At 70.3% G+C, this 17736-nt stretch carries 19 protein-coding genes; 13 read left to right on the top strand and 6 right to left on the bottom strand.

The annotated features are described in order from the left end of the window. Positions 1–51 precede the first annotated feature (51 nt). Both QFZ67_RS17685 and QFZ67_RS17680 read left to right on the top strand, forming a co-directional pair. A complete protein-coding gene (locus QFZ67_RS17685) occupies positions 52–702 on the top strand; it encodes a hypothetical protein (RefSeq protein ID WP_307662049.1) in 651 nt (216 codons plus the stop codon). A gap of 106 nt (positions 703–808) precedes the next feature. Next, positions 809–1792 carry a class I SAM-dependent methyltransferase gene (locus tag QFZ67_RS17680; RefSeq protein WP_307662048.1) on the top strand — a complete coding sequence of 328 codons (984 nt, stop codon included), beginning with the start codon at positions 809–811 and terminating at the stop codon, positions 1790–1792. Positions 1793–2068: 276 nt separating this feature from the next. On the opposite strand, the gene QFZ67_RS17675 is transcribed toward QFZ67_RS17680, so the two are convergent. Further along, positions 2069–2812, bottom strand: coding sequence for an SLATT domain-containing protein (locus tag QFZ67_RS17675; RefSeq protein ID WP_307662047.1), 744 nt, complete (start codon positions 2810–2812; stop codon positions 2069–2071). A 274-nt stretch (positions 2813–3086) separates the two neighbouring features. Between QFZ67_RS17675 and QFZ67_RS17670 the strand changes: the two genes are divergently transcribed. The 7 genes from QFZ67_RS17670 to QFZ67_RS17640 all read left to right on the top strand — a co-directional run bounded on the left by QFZ67_RS17670 (position 3087) and on the right by QFZ67_RS17640 (position 9603). Beyond that, positions 3087–3422 (top strand): YbaB/EbfC family nucleoid-associated protein, encoded by a 336-nt coding sequence (locus QFZ67_RS17670; protein ID WP_215097232.1) that lies wholly within the window; start codon positions 3087–3089, stop codon positions 3420–3422. Between the two features lie 54 nt (positions 3423–3476). Further along, entirely contained in the window at positions 3477–4076 is a 600-nt protein-coding gene (gene recR / locus QFZ67_RS17665) for a recombination mediator RecR (protein WP_307662046.1), read from the top strand. Further along, positions 4069–4728, top strand: a complete 660-nt coding sequence (locus tag QFZ67_RS17660; RefSeq protein ID WP_307662045.1) for a DUF5063 domain-containing protein — start codon at positions 4069–4071, stop codon at positions 4726–4728. The genes recR and QFZ67_RS17660 overlap by 8 nt, the downstream gene beginning before the upstream one ends. A 374-nt stretch (positions 4729–5102) precedes the next feature. Continuing rightward, the gene (locus QFZ67_RS17655; RefSeq protein ID WP_307662044.1) at positions 5103–6374 is read left to right on the top strand and encodes an aspartate kinase; all 1272 of its coding nucleotides are present in this window, start codon (positions 5103–5105) and stop codon (positions 6372–6374) included. After that, complete coding sequence (locus QFZ67_RS17650) at positions 6371–7474, top strand: aspartate-semialdehyde dehydrogenase (protein ID WP_307662043.1); 1104 nt, start codon at positions 6371–6373, stop codon at positions 7472–7474. The genes QFZ67_RS17655 and QFZ67_RS17650 overlap by 4 nt, the downstream gene beginning before the upstream one ends. Before the next feature lie 252 nt (positions 7475–7726). Further along, entirely contained in the window at positions 7727–8389 is a 663-nt protein-coding gene (locus QFZ67_RS17645; protein ID WP_307662042.1) for a SigE family RNA polymerase sigma factor, read from the top strand. 116 nt (positions 8390–8505) lie between these two features. Next, positions 8506–9603, top strand: coding sequence for a hypothetical protein (locus QFZ67_RS17640; RefSeq protein WP_307662041.1), 1098 nt, complete (start codon positions 8506–8508; stop codon positions 9601–9603). A 58-nt stretch (positions 9604–9661) separates the two neighbouring features. Here QFZ67_RS17640 and QFZ67_RS17635 read toward each other — a convergent pair whose 3' ends face one another. Both QFZ67_RS17635 and QFZ67_RS17630 read right to left on the bottom strand, forming a co-directional pair. Continuing rightward, positions 9662–10417, bottom strand: a complete 756-nt coding sequence (locus tag QFZ67_RS17635; protein WP_307662040.1) for an SURF1 family protein — start codon at positions 10415–10417, stop codon at positions 9662–9664. A gap of 423 nt (positions 10418–10840) precedes the next feature. Further along, the gene (locus QFZ67_RS17630) at positions 10841–12655 is read right to left on the bottom strand and encodes a prolyl oligopeptidase family serine peptidase (RefSeq protein ID WP_307665878.1); all 1815 of its coding nucleotides are present in this window, start codon (positions 12653–12655) and stop codon (positions 10841–10843) included. A 127-nt stretch (positions 12656–12782) separates the two neighbouring features. Here QFZ67_RS17630 and QFZ67_RS17625 point away from each other — a divergent pair, with 127 nt between their 5' ends. Next, entirely contained in the window at positions 12783–13610 is an 828-nt protein-coding gene (locus tag QFZ67_RS17625; protein ID WP_307662039.1) for a bifunctional 2-polyprenyl-6-hydroxyphenol methylase/3-demethylubiquinol 3-O-methyltransferase UbiG, read from the top strand. A 97-nt stretch (positions 13611–13707) separates the two neighbouring features. Further along, positions 13708–14082, top strand: coding sequence for a nuclear transport factor 2 family protein (locus tag QFZ67_RS17620; protein ID WP_307662038.1), 375 nt, complete (start codon positions 13708–13710; stop codon positions 14080–14082). Here the strand turns inward: QFZ67_RS17620 and QFZ67_RS17615 are convergent. Continuing rightward, positions 14076–14372, bottom strand: a complete 297-nt coding sequence (locus QFZ67_RS17615) for a DUF6191 domain-containing protein (protein WP_307662037.1) — start codon at positions 14370–14372, stop codon at positions 14076–14078. The two genes, QFZ67_RS17620 and QFZ67_RS17615, sit on opposite strands and share 7 nt — an antisense overlap. An 81-nt stretch (positions 14373–14453) precedes the next feature. Continuing rightward, positions 14454–15152, bottom strand: a complete 699-nt coding sequence (locus tag QFZ67_RS17610) for a 4'-phosphopantetheinyl transferase superfamily protein (RefSeq protein WP_307662036.1) — start codon at positions 15150–15152, stop codon at positions 14454–14456. A 102-nt stretch (positions 15153–15254) separates the two neighbouring features. Between QFZ67_RS17610 and QFZ67_RS17605 the strand changes: the two genes are divergently transcribed. Beyond that, positions 15255–15875, top strand: a complete 621-nt coding sequence (locus QFZ67_RS17605) for a TetR/AcrR family transcriptional regulator (RefSeq protein WP_307662035.1) — start codon at positions 15255–15257, stop codon at positions 15873–15875. Between the two features lie 98 nt (positions 15876–15973). On the opposite strand, the gene QFZ67_RS17600 is transcribed toward QFZ67_RS17605, so the two are convergent. After that, positions 15974–16549, bottom strand: coding sequence for a TerD family protein (locus QFZ67_RS17600; RefSeq protein WP_307662034.1), 576 nt, complete (start codon positions 16547–16549; stop codon positions 15974–15976). A 228-nt stretch (positions 16550–16777) separates the two neighbouring features. On the opposite strand from QFZ67_RS17600, the gene sigJ reads away from it, so the two are divergent. Continuing rightward, entirely contained in the window at positions 16778–17662 is an 885-nt protein-coding gene (sigJ, locus tag QFZ67_RS17595; protein ID WP_307662033.1) for an RNA polymerase sigma factor SigJ, read from the top strand. Positions 17663–17736 lie beyond the last annotated feature (74 nt).

Raw genomic sequence — 17736 nt, 5'->3', positions numbered from 1 at the left:
TCCCGACCATCACACGAAAGCGTTCGTACCCCTTGGAGAGCGAGCCTTCCCTTGGCCTGTGACCTGTGGCTGGTCCCCCTCGTCGATGTGCTGTGCCACAGCCCCGACAACCCCTTCGCCGAAGAGATCGCGTCCTACGACAAGGCCCTCACCGACGCGGGTCTGCCGATGGTGCCCGTCTTCGCCTATATGCCGGGCCTGTCGGGCGATGTGGCCCCGGTCGCGGGCTTCGACTACGACGCGCTGCACTTCCTGCGGCGCGCGTATCTGCTGCAGCTGTGCGGGCTCGCGGTGACTCCGGTGGACGAACTGGGCGGCGACTACGAGCAGTTGCTGGAGATGTTCGAGTCGACGGCGCAGCAGTCACACCTTGTGTGGCACTACGACCACGCGGGGGCGTATGTCCCGGTGGACTTCACCTCGCCGCTGTTCAACGACGAACTGCTGGCGGGCGGCGGCCCGTTGGGCTCCACGCAGGGTCTGCTGCGGGAGCTGGAGTATGTCGCGCCGTCGATCGGCATCGACCCGGCGAACCCGCCGGAGGCGCCGCAGCCGCCTGACCGGCCGACTTCGCTGGAGGAGCCGGCGGGGCCGATTCCGTACGACGAGAGTCCCTTCGCGCGGGAGCGGCATGTGTGGCTGGGGCTGCATGCTGCCGCGACGCGGAGCCTCGGCCAGGGATCAATGATCATTTTTAGCTGACCCAAAGCTGACCCAAAGCTGACCCACAGCCGCCGCACATCCGACGCACATCTGCTGAACGCGCGGTCTTAAGCTGCGTGACACCTCGGTCCGGTAGGACCGGTGCATGTCACAGACGAGTACCTCGGCACAGTCCCCCGCGGCGACGATCGCGGGGGAAAGCGCGGACGAGACCGCGGACGAAGCGCTTCCCAGGCCGCCGCGTTTCGCGGACGTGAAGGGCTGGTTCTGGCCCGCTGACCAGCTGCTCTTCGACTGGTTCCTGAGCCATCAGCGGGACACGGACCCGGACGGCCGGGGGGACCTGCTGGAGCTCGGCGCGTACCTGGGCAAGAGCGCGATCTTCACGGGGCAGTATCTGCGGGACGGTGAGGAGTTCACGGTCTGCGACCTCTGGGACTCCGAGGCGCCGGACGACCCCAACAGCGCGGAGATGGACCGGTCGTACTCGACGCTGACGCGGCGCGCGTTCGAGGCGAACTATCTGTCGTTCCACGACGAGCTGCCCACGCTGGTGCAGGCCCCGACCTCGGTGATCACCTCCCGGGTCCGCGCGGGGAGCTGCCGCTTCGTGCATGTCGACGCGTCGCATCTGTACGAGCATGTGCACGGCGACATCGAGGCGGCGAAGGCGCTGCTGCAGCCGGAGGGCATCGTGTCCTTCGACGACTTCCGCGCGGAGCACTGCCCGGGCGTCTCGGCGGCGGTGTGGGGCGCGGTGGCGACGACGGGCCTGAAGCCGATCGTGATCACGGGCACGAAGCTGTACGGCACGTGGGGCGACCCGGAGCCGGTGCGCGAGGCGCTGCTGAGCTGGCTGGAGACGCGTACGGACATGTGGCACGGGGTGGAGGAGGTGGCGGGGGTCCCGCTGATCCGCATCAAGGGCAACAAGGCGGAGTCCCCGGTGCACCCGAAGTCCCGCCACAAGCCGGAAGCCGAGCCCGAGCCGGCAGCTGTGCAGCCCGCCCCGGCGGCGCCCGCTGCTGCGGCTCGCCCCCGCCCTCGCCCTTCCCGCGCCCGCCGCCTGGCGAAGGACCTGCTCCCCCCGATCCTGACCCGAGCACTCAGGTCCCGTCGAACCGCGTGACAGCCCTGGGGCTTATTTCGGGGCGCTGCCCCGGCCCCCGCGCCTCAATCGCCGACGGGGCTGAGTCTTCCCGCCGACGAGGCTGGATTTCCGCCCGCCAGGGCGGAAATCCAAGCCCGTTGGGGGTCCCCCCGGACGAAGTCTGGGGGGAGATTGAGGACACTCCCCCCCTACGCCCTGAGGGCGTGGGGGGACCCCCAGCGGGCGTACCGGGGCCTGGGGGCTTGCCCCCAGTTTCGGGAAGGGGCGGGGTGGGGGACAAACGCCGCGCCCACCTCAGCGCGGCGCCTCCGGAGGCCGCTGCCTCGGCATGTTCGGCCGCGTCCCCGGCGGCAACGGCACCCGCCCCGGCCCCCCCGCCCCGTCCGCCCGCCCCGCGCCGCCGATCCCCATCCTCGTCGGCTGCATCACCAACGGCGCCGGACCCGACCGGAACTCCCCCGCCCAGTCCGCCGTCTCCGACCGCACCAGCTCCGAGACGTCCTCCGAGAACCGCCGCAGCACCCCCAGACACCGCTCCGCCGCCTCGCTCGCCGTGCCCTCCGTCGGGCCCAGCACCTCCCGTACGCTCTCCGACGCCCAGTCGAACTGCAGCGCCAGCAGCCTGCGCTGCACCGCCTGCGCCGTTGCGACGTCCCTTATCCAGCCCGAAGTCAGCCCGAAGTACCGGTCGCAGGCCAGGCACGCCGCCCCCAGCAGCAGCGACAGGTACCCCCACCCCGCCGCCCCGTCCAGCACGCCCGCCAGGTCGAGCAGTGGGAGCGCCGCCCCGGCGATCACCCCCAGGGCCGTGCCGAGCCGCAGCACCCGTGCCGTACGCCGTTTCCACACGCGGTCCGCGAGATACCACCGCGCCGTACGCAGCGCGTCCTGTTCGACCCACCTGTACAGCTCGTGGAGGCGCTCCGCCGGCTCACCCCAGTCGCCGAGCGGAAACGGCCTCCCGGCCAGGTCACCGCGCGGCGCCTCGCCACGTTCCTCCCGGGCCGGCCCCCCGGGCTGCATGTCCGGCTGGCTCACCGGTGCACTCCTCTACAACGTGACGACTGACGTGACACTGCGTGACGTACGGTGCGCGCGTGCATCCTGGTGCGTCAATGCTCTTCCTACCGCCGAATGGTGGGCTGTGCGCCGGAAATCCCGGTATTTCCGCCCACACGGGGGCCTTGATCAGGTAGAGGTTTCCCGGTCTACTCACTCGAAAGAGTTGGTCCCCGCAGCGTGGGGCATGGCGCCCGGCAAGCACGTAGGCTCGGCTTACCGAACAATCGTCGTCGAAATGCCAGGAGTGACCGTGATTCCCGGTGGTGGCCAGCCCAATATGCAGGAGCTCCTCCAGCAGGCCCAGAAGATGCAGCAGGATCTCGCGCGGGCCCAGGAAGAGCTTGCGCAGACCGAGGTCGAGGGCCAGGCGGGCGGCGGCCTGGTGAAGGCCACCGTCACCGGCTCCGGCGATCTGCGGGCCCTCGTCATCGACCCCAAGGCCGTCGACCCCGAGGACACCGAGACCCTCGCGGACCTCGTCGTCGCCGCCGTCCAGGCCGCGAACGAGAATGCGCAGCAGCTCCAGCAGCAAAAACTCGGCCCGCTCGCGCAGGGTCTGGGCGGCATGCCGGGCCTGCCCTTCTAGAGCCGAGGCGTACCAACTACCGTACGTACCAGCAGAGAACAGGAAGGCATTCCGTTGTACGAAGGCGTGGTTCAGGACCTCATCGACGAATTGGGCAGGCTGCCCGGCGTCGGTCCCAAGAGCGCGCAGCGGATCGCCTTCCACATCCTCCAGGCCGAGCCGACCGACGTCCGCCGCCTCGCTCACGCCCTCCTCGAGGTGAAGGACAAGGTCCGCTTCTGCGCGGTGTGCGGCAATGTCGCGCAGCAGGAGCTGTGCAACATCTGCCGTGATCCGCGCCGCGACCAGTCGGTCATCTGCGTGGTGGAGGAGCCCAAGGATGTCGTCGCGGTCGAGCGGACCCGGGAGTTCCGGGGCCGTTACCACGTGCTCGGCGGGGCCATCAGCCCCATCGAGGGCGTCGGCCCCGACGACCTGCGGATCCGTGAGCTGCTGGCCCGCCTCGCGGACGGCACGATCACGGAGTTGATCCTGGCCACGGACCCCAATCTGGAGGGCGAGGCCACCGCCACGTATCTGGCACGCATGGTCAAGCCGATGGGACTCAAGGTCACACGGCTGGCCAGCGGTCTGCCCGTGGGGGGAGACTTGGAATACGCCGACGAGGTCACGCTGGGGCGTGCCTTCGAGGGGAGACGACTTCTCGATGTCTGACGCCAACCTGCACGCCGCCAATCAGGACCCGGACGACTTCGCGGTCCAGATCGCGGACTCGATCGAATCCTTCATCGTCGCGACCACGGAGGTCGCGAAGGGCGACGAGCCCGACAGCGCGGTGCCCTTCCTGCTGCTGGAGGTCTCCCAACTCCTGCTGACGGGCGGTCGGCTGGGCGCGCACGAGGACATCGTCCCCGACGAACGGTACGAACCGGACACCGGCCCCGACCTGGACGTCGATGACCTGCGCGAGCGGTTCGCCGTGCTGCTCGAGCCGGTGGACATCTTCTCCGAGGTCTTCGACCCGTACGAACCGCGCAAGGCCCCGGTCGCCTGCCGGATCTCCGACAACCTCGCGGACATCGTCACCGACCTGCGCCACGGCCTGGCCCACTACCGGGCGGGCCGCACCAGCGAGGCGCTGTGGTGGTGGCAGTTCTCGTACTTCTCCAACTGGGGCCCGACCGCCTCCGCGACACTGCGCGCCCTGCAGTCGCTGGTCTCCCATGTCCGCCTGGACCAGCCGCTGGAGGAGCTGGACGGCCTGGACACGGACGAGGATCTGACCGAGGAGGCGCTGGCGGAGGAGGCCGGCAAGGTCATGTCGGAGGAGATCGCGGGCCCGCTGGGCCTGCGTACGGCCACCTGACGGGAATGCCTGCCCGAATACGACCTTGAGCGCGAGATCAACAACAACGGGGAGTGCGTGACCACTCGCTCTCCGTTCGTGCGAGGGGGCGCCACCGGCTTGGGGTCGCCGGCGGCTGTCCGGCAGAGTGCGTCGTGGCGACCCAAGGCGGACTGAGTCGAGCCGCTCGTGTTCTGTGACCCGCCCCACACCCGGCGTACCCTGCATCCGCCGGGGCAGGCATGTCCACCGAGCGGCCGTGCCCCCCTCCCGATGATCACGGAGTGAGCGGGACATCTCACGATGTGATAGCACCGGGCCGGAGTGCGGCCGCTCGTTAGACTGAGCCGACCGCAGTAATGACTACTGCAGTAAGAACCGAGCGAGGAGCGCACGTGGGCCTTGTCGTGCAGAAGTACGGAGGCTCCTCCGTTGCCGATGCCGAAGGCATCAAGCGCGTCGCCAAGCGAATCGTCGATGCCAAGAAGAACGGCCACCAGGTGGTCGTCGTGGTATCCGCGATGGGCGACACGACGGACGAGCTGATCGATCTCGCCGAGCAGGTATCCCCGATCCCTGCCGGGCGCGAATTCGACATGCTGCTGACCGCGGGAGAGCGGATCTCCATGGCCCTGCTGGCGATGGCGATCAAAAACCTGGGCCACGAGGCCCAGTCGTTCACCGGCAGCCAGGCAGGCGTCATCACCGACTCGGTCCACAACAAAGCGCGCATCATCGATGTGACGCCGGGCCGGATCCGTACGGCGCTCGACGAGGGCAACATCGCCATCGTCGCCGGCTTCCAGGGTGTGTCCCAGGACAAGAAGGACATCACCACCCTCGGCCGCGGCGGCTCCGACACCACCGCCGTCGCCCTCGCCGCCGCGCTGGACGCGGAGGTCTGTGAGATCTACACCGACGTCGACGGCGTCTTCACCGCCGACCCCCGGGTCGTGAAGAAGGCGAAGAAGATCGACTGGATCGCCTTCGAGGACATGCTGGAGCTCGCCGCCTCCGGCTCCAAGGTGCTGCTGCACCGCTGCGTCGAGTACGCACGCCGATACAACATTCCGATCCACGTCCGCTCGTCCTTCTCCGGGCTGCGCGGCACCTGGGTCAGCAACGAGCCGCAAGGGGACCAGCAGATGGAGCACGCGATCATCTCCGGAGTCGCCCACGACGTCTCCGAGGCGAAGGTCACGGTCGTCGGGGTGCCGGACAAGCCGGGCGAGGCCGCGGCCATCTTCCGCACGATCGCGGACGCCGAGATCAACATCGACATGGTCGTGCAGAACGTCTCGGCGGCCACCACCGCCCTGACCGACATCTCCTTCACCCTCCCCAAGACCGACGGCCGCAAGGCCATCGACGCCCTGGAGAAGGCGAAGGCCTCGATCGGCTTCGACTCGCTGCGCTACGACGACCAGATCGGCAAGATCTCGCTCGTCGGCGCGGGTATGAAGACCAACCCCGGCGTCACCGCCTCCTTCTTCGAGGCGCTCTCCGACGCGGGCGTGAACATCGAGCTGATCTCCACCTCGGAGATCCGCATCTCGGTGGTCACCCGCGCCGACGACGTGAATGAGGCGGTACGCGCCGTGCACACCGCCTTCGGCCTGGACAGTGACTCCGACGAGGCGGTCGTCTACGGAGGCACCGGGCGATGACCTGTAAGCCGGCGCTCGCGGTTGTCGGAGCGACCGGAGCCGTCGGAGCGGTGATGCTCCAGATCTTGTCGCAGCACGCGGACGTCTGGGGCGACATACGACTCCTCGCCTCGCCGCGCTCGGCCGGCCGCAAGCTGGCCGTGCGCGGCGAGGAGTGCGAGGTCGTCGCGCTGAGCGAAGAGGCCCTGACGGGTGTCGACGTCGCGATGTTCCTCGTACCGGACGAGGTGTCCGCGCAGTGGGCACCGATCGCCGCGGCCAAGGGCGCGGTGGTTGTGGACAATTCGGCCGCTTTCCGGATGGACCCGGATGTTCCGCTGGTCGTCCCCGAGGCCAATCCCCATGCCGTACGGGTCCGTCCGCGCGGGATCATCGCGAGTCCGCACTGCACGACGCTGGCGATGATTCCGGCGGTGGGGGCGCTGCACGCCGAGTTCGGACTGTGCGAACTGGTCGTCTCCTCCTATCAGGCCGTCAGCGGCGCCGGGCGGGACGCCGTCGCCGCGCTGCGGGCGCAGATGTCGCTGGTCGCCGGTACGGAACTGGGCGCCGGGCCCGGAGACGTACGCCGTGCCGTGGGCGACGATCTCGGGCCCTTCCACGCGCCGCTGGCGCTCAACGTGGTGCCCTGGTCCGGCACGTTGGAGGACGGCGGCTGGTCCTCCGAGGAGATGGGGCTGCGGGCCGAGACGCGCAAGATCCTGGGTCTGCCGGGGCTGCGGGTGGCGGCGACGTTCGTGCGCGTACCGGTGATCACCACGCACTCCCTCGCGGTGCACGCGCGCTTCGAGAGCGAGGTCACGGTGGAGCGGGCGCACGAGATCCTGGCGACCTCGCCCGGGGTGGTGCTCTACGACAATCCGGCGGCGGGCGACTTTCCCACGCCCGCGGATGTGGTGGGGACGGATCCGACATGGGTGGGGCGGGTGCGGCGGGCACCGGACGACACCTGCGCGCTGGACCTGTTCGTGTGCGGAGACAATCTCCGCAAGGGGGCGGCGCTGAACTCCGCCCAGATCGCGGAGGCGGTCGCGGCCGAAATCGGGCCGACGCTGGGCTCCGACGGTACCGCGCGACCGGGGCACCTGGGGGCTTTGTAGGATATGTGAACGCCCTGTGAGTAAGTCGAAGGTCTGTACCGCTTGAACTGGGGTGCAAGGATGTTCGAAAATTCGCTTCCCCCTTACTGCAACCGGCAGTTGGGCGGGAAGCGTCTTTGCGGTCACCCCTTCATGGTGCCGTGAAAAATGGGGCATTGGGGAAGAGCGGGTACGCATGAGGTCATATGGATCACCGCCAAAAACGGTGGCGTACGCGTACAACCCTGACGGGGGGAAGCGTGTCCAACAGGCGTGGCAGAGGTTCTCGACATCACAGGGGTGGTCCCGGTCCGTGGCGCTTCGGTGCGCCCGCTCCGCAGGCCCCGCCCGCCCGGCGGCATGCCGGTGATCGCCCCAATGCCCGCGCCCCGCACCACCCGCATACCGTCCCAGCGCGAGGGCGCTGACGACACGATGGCTGCGGGCACCACCGTCGATCACCTCACCGAGACCTACCGCGCTCACTACCGGTCGCTGCTCGGTCTCGCGGCCCTCCTGCTGGACGACACGGCCTCCTGCGAGGACGTCGTCCAGGAGGCGTTCATACGCGTCCACTCCGCACGCAACCGCGTACGGGACCCGGAGAAGACCCTGGCCTATCTGCGCCAGACCGTGGTCAATCTGTCGAGGTCCGCGCTGCGCCGCCGCATCCTGGGGCTGAAGCTGCTCTCAAAGCCGATGCCGGACATGGCGAGCGCGGAGGAGGGGGCCTATGACCAACTGGAGCGGGACGCGCTGATCAAGGCCATGCGCGGACTGCAGCGCCGCCAGCGAGAGGTGCTGGTGCTGCGGTACTTCGCCGATATGACAGAGGCTCAGGTCGCCGGGACGCTGGGCATTTCCCTGGGCTCGGTGAAGGCGTACGGCTCTCGGGGCATCGCGGCGCTGCGTGTCGCCATGGAGGCCACGGCATGAGCGGGCACAGGGACAAGTGGCACAGGTTGCACAGGTTGCACAGATTGAACGGATTGCACAGGTTTGAGCAGTACGGGCCGGACGGGCCGTTTGACGACCGGACTGGGAACGAAATTGTGAACAACGGGCCGGAAAATGAGCTGGGCGGCCTCGGACAGGTGCCCGGTGAGGGACTTGGCGGGGGCCTTGCCGAGGAGCTTGGCGCAGGCCTTGCCGAGGAGCTTGGCGAAGGGCTTGGCGGGGACGAAGTGGCCCTGCGCCGGATGCTGCAAGGTGCCGTGGAGGACCTCACGCCTTCCGACGGCGCCCTCGACCATCTGCGAAGGGCGGTGCCCGCGCGGCGCGCCCGTAAAAGGCAGGCGCTCGTCGGCATGGCTGCCGCGGCGCTGCTGATGGGCACCGCGGTTCCCGCCTTCGTCCATGTGGCGAACTCCAGCGGCGGCGACGACGCCCGCCCCGTCAACGCCGGACACGGCGAACAGGCGCAGGGCGGCACCGGGTCCGAGACGGGTGACATGGGCGGCGAGTCGGGCTCCGCCGATCTCTCCGCGGGCAGCCAGGGCAACCGGCAGGACCAGGGCGGCGCGACCCAGACACCGGGGGAGAAGCCTTCCGGCGCCACGGACGGCGCGGCGGGCGGCGTGGTCAACCCGCCGGGCACCGTTGCGGTGACCTCGCCGGTCTGCGCCGCCGACCAGCTCGGCGTCACCTCGGCGCAGGCGGCCAAGCCCGACGCCGACGGCAAGGTGTACGGCACCTTCCGCATCGCCAATGTCTCCAAGACCGATTGCGCGGTCAGCGGCGACGGCACGGTCGCCTTCCAGGCGCTGGGCGCGGCCGACCCCGCCAAGATCAGTGTGCTCGATCACACCGCGGGCGACCCGGCGACCGGACTGCCCGACCCCTCCCAGGAGGCGGCCGCGCTGATGCTGAAGCCCGACACGGCGTACGAGGTGAGGTTCGCCTGGGTCCCGACGGACAGCTGCCCGACTACCGGTGCCTCGCCCGACCCGACCCCCTCCGCGAGCACCGGCACGGGCACGACCGCGGACAACAGCCAGCCCCAGCTCGGCAGCGAGGACGGCGGTGGCACGGCGGACGGCAGCGTCTCGGTGACCCACACGGCTGAGCCGGGCGCGCCGAGCGCGGAGACGACGATCCCCAACGCGTGCTCGGGCACGATCTACCGCACGGGCGTCCTGAACGCACAGTGAGGGGCGCGCCGGCGGGGCTGGGCTGCCGAGGCGGGCCCCGGGGGAGGGCACCCGGCGGCTACACCGGCTCGGGCTCCAACCCCAGCTGCCGGTCCCGCGCCGCCTCCGCCTCGCGTCGCAGCAGCCGGAACCACATGAACAGCACGAAGCCTGCGAAGACGAACCACTCCCCGGTGTAACCCAGGTTCTGGAACGCCTTGAGGTCCAGCCCACTACCCTCGGGCGCGGCCGCGGGCACAGCCTTCAGCCCGCTGTCCGCATCGGTCAGCGTGACCCACGCGTCGTACACATCGTCCGGCACAAGGTTCACCAGCGAGGCCGCGCTGATCATCCCCAACTGCCCGCTCGGCAGCCCGCCCGCCGTGTGCACCCCGTCCGTGCCCGGAGTCTCGGAGGCCTGCAGCGCCCCGGCCACGGTGACCTGGCCGACGGGCGCGGCCGGGGCCGGCTCGCCCTTGGGCAGCCAGCCGCGGACCACCGGCAGGGTCCGGCCGCCGTCGGTCTTGAGCAGCGTCAGCACATACGAGCCGCGCTCGCCGTCCAACTCCCGGTCCGGGACGAGGAATTGCTTGCCGTACCGCCCGGTGGCCGTCGCCTGCCGCCCCGACGTCTCCTTGTCGACGGGCAGCAGCTCGTCGAGGGGCGCGGCCTTCTGCTCACCCGGCGCGGGCTGCTGCTTGGCCTCCTCGTGCGTGGCGACGCGGTCCTCGAACTTGCCGAGCTGCCAGGAGCCCATGAAGACGCAGAAGGGGATCGCCAGCACGACGAAGATATTGATCCCCCACCAGCGGGGAGTCAGCAGGAACCGGTACACACCCCCACGGTACGGAACGCGCCCGCGTTCGCTCGGCCCACCCCCCTGCCCGGCACCAGCTCCCGGCCCAAGGGGCCGGGAGCCCGGTCCTGGCGGCGCCTCCCCGTCGTGGCGTCGTCTCCCCGTCCCGGCGCCACCTCCGGGTCTCGGGGCTGCCGCCGGTCCCGGGCCCACCCCCCTGCCCGGCACGACCTCCCCGTTCCGGGGCCGGGATCCCGGTCCTGGCGTCGTCTCCCCGTCCCGGGGCCGCCTCCGGGTCCTGGCGCCACCTCCGGGTCCCGGGGCCACCTCCGGGTCCCGGGGCGGCCCTCGGGTCCTTGGGGCCGCCCTCCGGTCCCGGCGTCGCCTCCCTGGACCAGGGCGCCAGCTCCCCGACCCGCGCGCCGAGAGCACCCCCGGCGCTGCCTCCTCCGCGCAGTGTCCCTAGCTCAGGTTCGCCCCCTGCCCCAGGTGCTCCGCCGCGAAGGCGATCTCCAGCCGCACCTGCTTGATCCGCTCCTCCACCACCAGCGAGCCGTGCCCCGCGTCGTACCGGTACACCTCGTGCACCGCGCCGCGCGCCGCCAGCCGGTCCACATAGTTCTCGACCTGGCGGATCGGGCAGCGCGGGTCGTTGACCCCCGCCGAGATGTAGACCGGGGCCCGCACCGCGTCCACATACGTCAGCGGCGACGAGGCCTCGAACCGATCAGGCACCTCCTCCGGGGTGCCGCCCAACAGGGTGCGGTCCATCGCTTTCAGGGCCTCCATCTCGTCGTGGTAAGCCGTGACGTAGTCCGCGACCGGAACCGCCGCCAGCCCCAGCGCCCACGCCTCGGGCTGGGTGCCCAGGCCGAGCAGGGTCAGATAGCCGCCCCAGGAGCCGCCCGCCAGGATCAGCTTCTCCGGGTCCGCGAGCCCGGAGCCCACCGCCCACTTCCGGACCGCCGCGATGTCCTCCAACTCGATCAGCCCGACCCGGTGCTTGAGCGCGTCCGTCCACTCCCGTCCGTACCCCGTCGAACCGCGGTAGTTGACCCGCACCACCGCATATCCGTGGTCGATCCATGCCGCCGGGCCCGCCGCGAAGGCGTCGCTGTCGTGCCAGGTCGGGCCGCCGTGGATCTCGAAGACGGTCGGCAGCGGACCCGTCGCCCCCGCCGGCTTCTGCACCAGCGCATGGATACGGCCCCCCGGCCCCTCCACCCAGGCGTCCTCCACCGGCACCGACTCGGGCGCCTTCATCCCCGGAGGATCGAGCACCACCCCGCCCGCCGTCGAGCGCACCTGCGGCGGCAGCGCGGCCGAGGACCACAGATACTCCACCTCCCCGTCCGGCCGGGCCGTCGCGCCCGAGACCGAACCGGCCGGTGTCTCTATGCGCACCAGGGCACGCGTCGCCAGGTCGTACCGCCACAGCTCGCCGCGTGCCTCGAAGCTGTGCGCGACCAGCAGGCCGGAGCCGTCCGGATACCACTCGGCGCTCACATCGCCCGGCAGGTCGATCGCGAGGTCCGTCTCCTCTCCCGACGCAACGTCCCAGATCATCGGCTCCCAGCGGCCGCGCCGCTGATGCCCGATCAGCAGCCGGGTGTCGCCGTCCACCGGAGCGAAGCCGAGGACCTCCAGCCCCAGTTCCTTTGTGCCCCCCTTCGTATCGTCCAGCTCGGCCACCGCCGAACTTCCCCCACAGCCTTCGGCGTGGGAGGTGCCCCCAAGGCGCACCACCCGCAGCGCCGAGTGCATCGCGTCGCCGTGCTCGGTGTGCTCGATCGCGATCAGCGTCCCGTCGTGCGACAGGTCGCCGACCCCGGCCGATTGCCGGTGCCGGTATATCTCGACCGGCTCCGCGCCGGCCCGTACGACATGGATCGTCGTGCCGCCCTCGTCGGTCGACCGGCCGACCACCGAGGTGCCGTCCCGGCCGATCGCCAGCCCCGCAGGGTACGAAGGCTCAAGCCCGGGCGCCGCGGGCTCGTCCTCCCCGCCGCCGAAGGGCTGCCGCATCCACACCCCGAACTCGTCCCCGTCGCTGTCCGAGAACCACCAGATCGACGAGCCGTCGGGCGAGAGCACCCCGTCCGTCGTGCCGTTCGGCCGGTCCGTCGCCTGCCGTTGCTCGCCGGTCGCCCGGTCCCAGGCATACAGCTCATACGTCCCGGTGGCATTCGACACGAAGAGCGAGCGGTGCGGCGCGTCCTCCGCCCAGTCGGGCAGGGAGACGCGCGGCGCACGGAAGCGCTTCTCCCAGTCCGCCATGCCGGGCAGCTCGGGCGTGCCGGGCAGCTCCGGCGTGGAGTCAGTGATCTCAGTCATGACCCCATTCTGCGCCGGACCCCCGACAATCCGTTCGCGTCGTCCGCAGCCTGTGGATAACTTCGTCTGCATGTACTCTCCGACCCCCGGGGACTGGCGCGAGGCCAACCGCTCCCGCTGGGACGAACGCGTTCCGATACATGTGGCGAGCGACTACTACGACCTGGACGCCTTCCGCTCGGGCAAGGACGTCCTGCGCGACTTCGAGGTCGCCGAGGTCGGTGACGTCACCGGCCGCACGCTCCTCCACCTTCAGTGCCACATCGGCCTCGACACCTTGTGCTGGGCCCGCCGCGGCGCCGCGCACGTCGTGGGCCTGGACTTCTCTGAGTCGGCCGTCGAGACGGCCCGCGGTCTGGCCGCGGACCTCGGACTCGGCCCGGACCGCGCGGCGTTCGTCGCGGCCGATGTCTACGACGCCGCCGAAGCCGTCCCCGACTCCTCGTACGACATCGTCTACACCGGCGTCGGCGCGCTGAACTGGCTGCCGGACATCACCCGCTGGGCCGAGACCGCCGCGTCCCTCGTCGCGCCCGGCGGTTTCCTCTATCTTGCCGAGTTCCATCCGCTCACCGACGTCCTGGACGACGCGACTGGCTCGCGGATCGTCAACGACTACTTCGCGCGCGACGCGTGGATCGACCAGACGCCCGGCACGTACGCCGACTTCGACGCCGCGACCGTCCACAACCGCAGCGTCCAATGGCAGCACCCGCTCGGCGAGGTCGTCTCGGCGCTGATCGCCGCGGGCCTGCGCCTGGACTTCCTGCACGAGCACGACATCTCGCTGTTCGAACGCTTCAGCCCGCTCACGCGCCACGACGACGGCTACTACCGCTTCCCGGCCGACCGCCCGCGGATCCCGCTGATGTACTCGCTGCGTGCCTCGAAGGCCTGAGCGGCGAAGGCCTGGGCATCGAAAGGCCTGAGCATCGAAAGGCCTGATCAGCGCCGGTGCAGGGCCGATTGTCAGTGGCGCGTTGCACACTTCCCGTATGACCGAACTGCGCAAGACAGTTGAGAGCTACTGGACGGCTGCGGAGGCACGCGACTGGGCCGCGTTCGCGTCCACGCTCGGCGAGGACGTGCTCTACGACCTGCCGCAGACCCGCGAGCGGATTCACGGCAAGGAGAAGTACCTCCAGTTCAACCGGGAGTACCCCGGCGACTGGCACATACGCGTCCAGCGCATCGTCGCCGACGGCGACCAGGTCGTGACCTGGGTACACGCCGTCGTGGGGCTGGAGGAGATGTACGCGATCACCTTCTTCACTGGCGACGAGGAGGGCCGGATCACCGCGATCACGGACTTCTGGCCCGAGGCGTACGAACCACCGTCGGGCCGCGAGCACTTGGTCGCGCGCTACTGAGACGAGGACGGCAGCCGGATCACCGCGGTGCCACTCCTGAGGTCGACCGTGGAGCGGTGCGGCGGCGCGCCGTCCTCCTCGTCGTCCCGCATCACGAGCGAGCTCTGTCGTTCCTTGAGCTCGTTCTGTTTGCCCTGCGAGAACGTGGCGTGCAGCTGCTCGAACCCGGTCGCGGACACCTGCCCCTGCCGCCGCCCCCGGCCCGTCGCACGCAGCAGTTGGTCACCGATGGCTATGACGACGAGCAGGATCACCAGCCCCGGGAGGGTCATGAAAACGACGAACTCCATACCCCCAGTCTCCAGGACGGCCCGGACGAACGGGCAGAGTCCGGAGTGGGTCAAGGCCGAGGCCTACGAAAACGTGCCCGGCTAGTACGACGTGGCGCCGGGCCCGGTGAGGCGTACGGCGATGGCTGCCGTATAGCCGGGGTCAGTGGGCAGGTCGGCCAGCAACCAGTCCGAGTTCGCGGCCGGTTGGGGCCCGGCCCCCACATAGGTGAGGGACAGGTCCTCGCTCAGACCGACGCCGGTCGCCTTCAACAGGGCTTCCTTGCGGGTCCAGCAGCGGGTGAACGCGGCGGGGAGCTGCGCCGCCGGCAGCGCCGCCAGTTCCGTACGCTCCCGAGGGTGCAGCTGGGAGGCGACGTCGGCGACCGTGTCGGGGTCGGGGACGCCCTCGACGTCGACGCCGACCGGCGCCCCGGCCAGGGCGATCATCACCAGGCCGCTGGTGTGCGACAGCGAGAAGTGCACGGCGTTGCCGGGTACGACGGGCCGCCCGTGCGGGCCGCCGCAGTGGGCGCAGGGTTCGCGCGACAGCGTGACCGCCTCCGGGGCCTGCCCGAGCCGCTCGCCGAGCAGCCGGCGCAGCGCGACATGCGCCACGGCGTAGGCGTCCCGGTCAGCGTCCCGGAGGAAGGCGTCAAGGCGCGCGGACTCCTCGGCGTCGAGGAGGTGCCGGTGGGCGACGGCGTCCGGGGCGTGGTCGGCGACCCGCCCGGACCACAGCAGCTCCACGTCCGGCAGGGCCGCCGCGGCGTCACGGTCAGTCGGTGTGTCAGTCGGCATGCTGTCCATGATCGGTGATCGTTCTCAGCTGCGGAGACGAGTTCGAGGGAGAGGTCGAGAGGAGAGCATCTAACGGACCCGAGGTTCCGTTAACGTGACGCTATGACTTCCGAGAATACGGACCCGGGCACCCCCGGCACCGTACGCCCCGGCGGCCGCACTGCACGCGTCCGGGCGTCCGTCCTGCAGGCCGCGGGCGACGCCCTGGTCGAGCACGGCTTCCACCGGCTCGACCTCGCAGATGTCGCCCGTCGCGCGGAGGTGGGCAAGACGACCCTCTACCGCCGCTGGGGCACCACCACCAGCCTGATCGCCGATCTGCTGGCGGACATGGCCGAACAGACCCAGCCGCGTACGGAAACCGGTTCCCTGACCGAGGACCTCAAGGCCAACGCCCGCCTTGTGACCCGTACCCTCACCGACTCCCGCCAGGGCCCGCTCTTCAAGGACGTCATCGCCGCCGCGGGCTGCGACGAGCGCACCGCGCATGCCCTGCACCGCTTCCACGCGACCCGGATCAAGGAGTGGGCCCCGTGCGTCGACGCGGCCGTCGCCCGCGGCGAACTCCCCGCGGGCACGGACGCAGACGAAGTGATCCGCGCGGTCTCGGCCCCGCTCTGCTTCCGCCTCCTGGTCAGCGGCGACCCGCTCGACGCCGCCGTCGCGGACCGGGCTGCCGCAGCGGCCGAATCCGCCGCCCGTGCGGGGGCGTACGTGAGCTGAGACGCGCCAAGGGTCTGACCCTCACCGAGGATCAGACCCTTGAACAGCCGGACGAGCCGGATGAGCCGGATGAGCCGGACGGAACGGCTATCGGCGGATCAGATGTTGACGCCGAAGTCCTGCGCGATGCCGCGCAGCCCCGAGGCGTAACCCTGGCCGACCGCGCGGAACTTCCACTCCGCGCCGTTGCGGTAGAGCTCGCCGAAGACCATCGCGGTCTCGGTCGAGGCGTCCTCGCTCAGGTCGTAGCGCGCGAGCTCGGCGCCGCCGGCCTGGTTGATGACGCGGATGAACGCGTTACGCACCTGGCCGAAGGACTGCTGACGGCTCTCACCCTCGTGGATCGAGACCGGGAACACGATCTTGTCGACCTCGGGCAGCACGCCGGCGAGGTTGACCTTGATCTGCTCGTCGTCGCCCTCGCCCTCGCCCGTGAGGTTGTCACCGGTGTGCTCGACGGAACCGTCCGGGCTCTTGAGGTTGTTGAAGAACACGAAGTGCTGGTCGGACACGACCTTGCCGTTGGCGTCGACCAGCAGCGCGCTGGCGTCGAGGTCGAAGTCGGTCCCGGTGGTGCTGCGTACATCCCAGCCCAGGCCCACGACGACCGCGGTCAGGCCCGGGGCCTCCTTGGTGAGCGAGACATTGCCGCCCTTGGAAAGGCTGACACCCATGGAAATCCCCTGCGCAATCCGGCGCGGGCCGCGCCTCTTGACGATTCCTTTGCCCACGAGGGCAACGAGCGGCCGCAGGCCCTGGTTCCCGTGATCCCCCGTATGCCGACCTCATCCGTCCCACCTGCACTTTCCCGTCTCATCCGCACCTCATTGCTTCTTCTCGTCACATCGGCTCGGTCTCGTCCGTCATTGGTATGACGGACCAAGACGAGGGGAACGTGACCGATGGACGAGAACGACTGGCTGGCGGAGCGCTTCGAGGCCAACCGCACCGACCTGCGGGCGGTGGCGTACCGGATGCTGGGCTCGCTGAGCGAGGCGGACGACGCTGTCCAGGAGGCGTGGCTGCGGCTGAGCCGTTCCGACACCGGCGACGTGAACAACCTGAGCGCATGGCTGACGACGGTCGTCGGGCGGGTGTGCCTGGACATGCTGCGCTCGCGCAGATCACGGCGCGAAGATCCCCTTGACGTGTACGTGCCTGACCCAGTCGTGAGCCGCGCCGACGGAATCGAGCCCGAGCAGGAAGCGCTGCTGGCGGACTCGGTCGGCCTGGCACTGCTCGTCGTACTCGACACGCTCGCCCCTGCCGAACGGCTCGCCTTCGTACTCCACGACATGTTCGCCGTGCCCTTCGACGACATCGCCACGATCGTGGACCGCACCCCGACGGCGGCCAGGCAACTCGCGAGCCGGGCCCGCCGCCGGGTCCAGGGATCGGCCCCGGTCCCCGAGGCCGACCTCTCCCGCCAGCGCGAGGTCGTCGACGCCTTCCTCGCCGCCTCGCGCGGCGGCGACTTCGACGCCCTGGTCGCCGTCCTCGACCCGGACGTCCTGCTCCGCGCGGACTACGGCACTCTGCCGCTGGGCGTGTCGAAGCGGGTCCGCGGTGCCCAGGCGGTGGCCTCGCAGGCCCTGCTCTTCTCCAGGTTCGCCGCCTTCGCCAAGCCGGCCCTGGTGAACGGCGTCGCGGGACTCGTCACGGCTCCCGACGGACAGCCGCTCTCGGTCATGGCCTTCACGGTCACGGACGGAAGGATCGTAGAAATCGACATCCTCGCCGACCCCGAGCGCCTGCGCCGACTCGACCTCGCGTTCCTCGACGACTGACGGGCCCAGGGCGAACTCGCGGTGGGCAGCAAGGCCCCCGTTCAAGTCCGGGGGGAACGCCAAAGGCCACCGGC

Origin of the sequence: Streptomyces sp. V1I1 (assembly GCF_030817355.1) — a bacterium.
Lineage (GTDB): Bacteria > Actinomycetota > Actinomycetes > Streptomycetales > Streptomycetaceae > Streptomyces.
The sequence above is the reverse complement of the archived record's forward strand: the minus strand, read 5'-3'. Positions and strand labels throughout refer to the sequence as shown.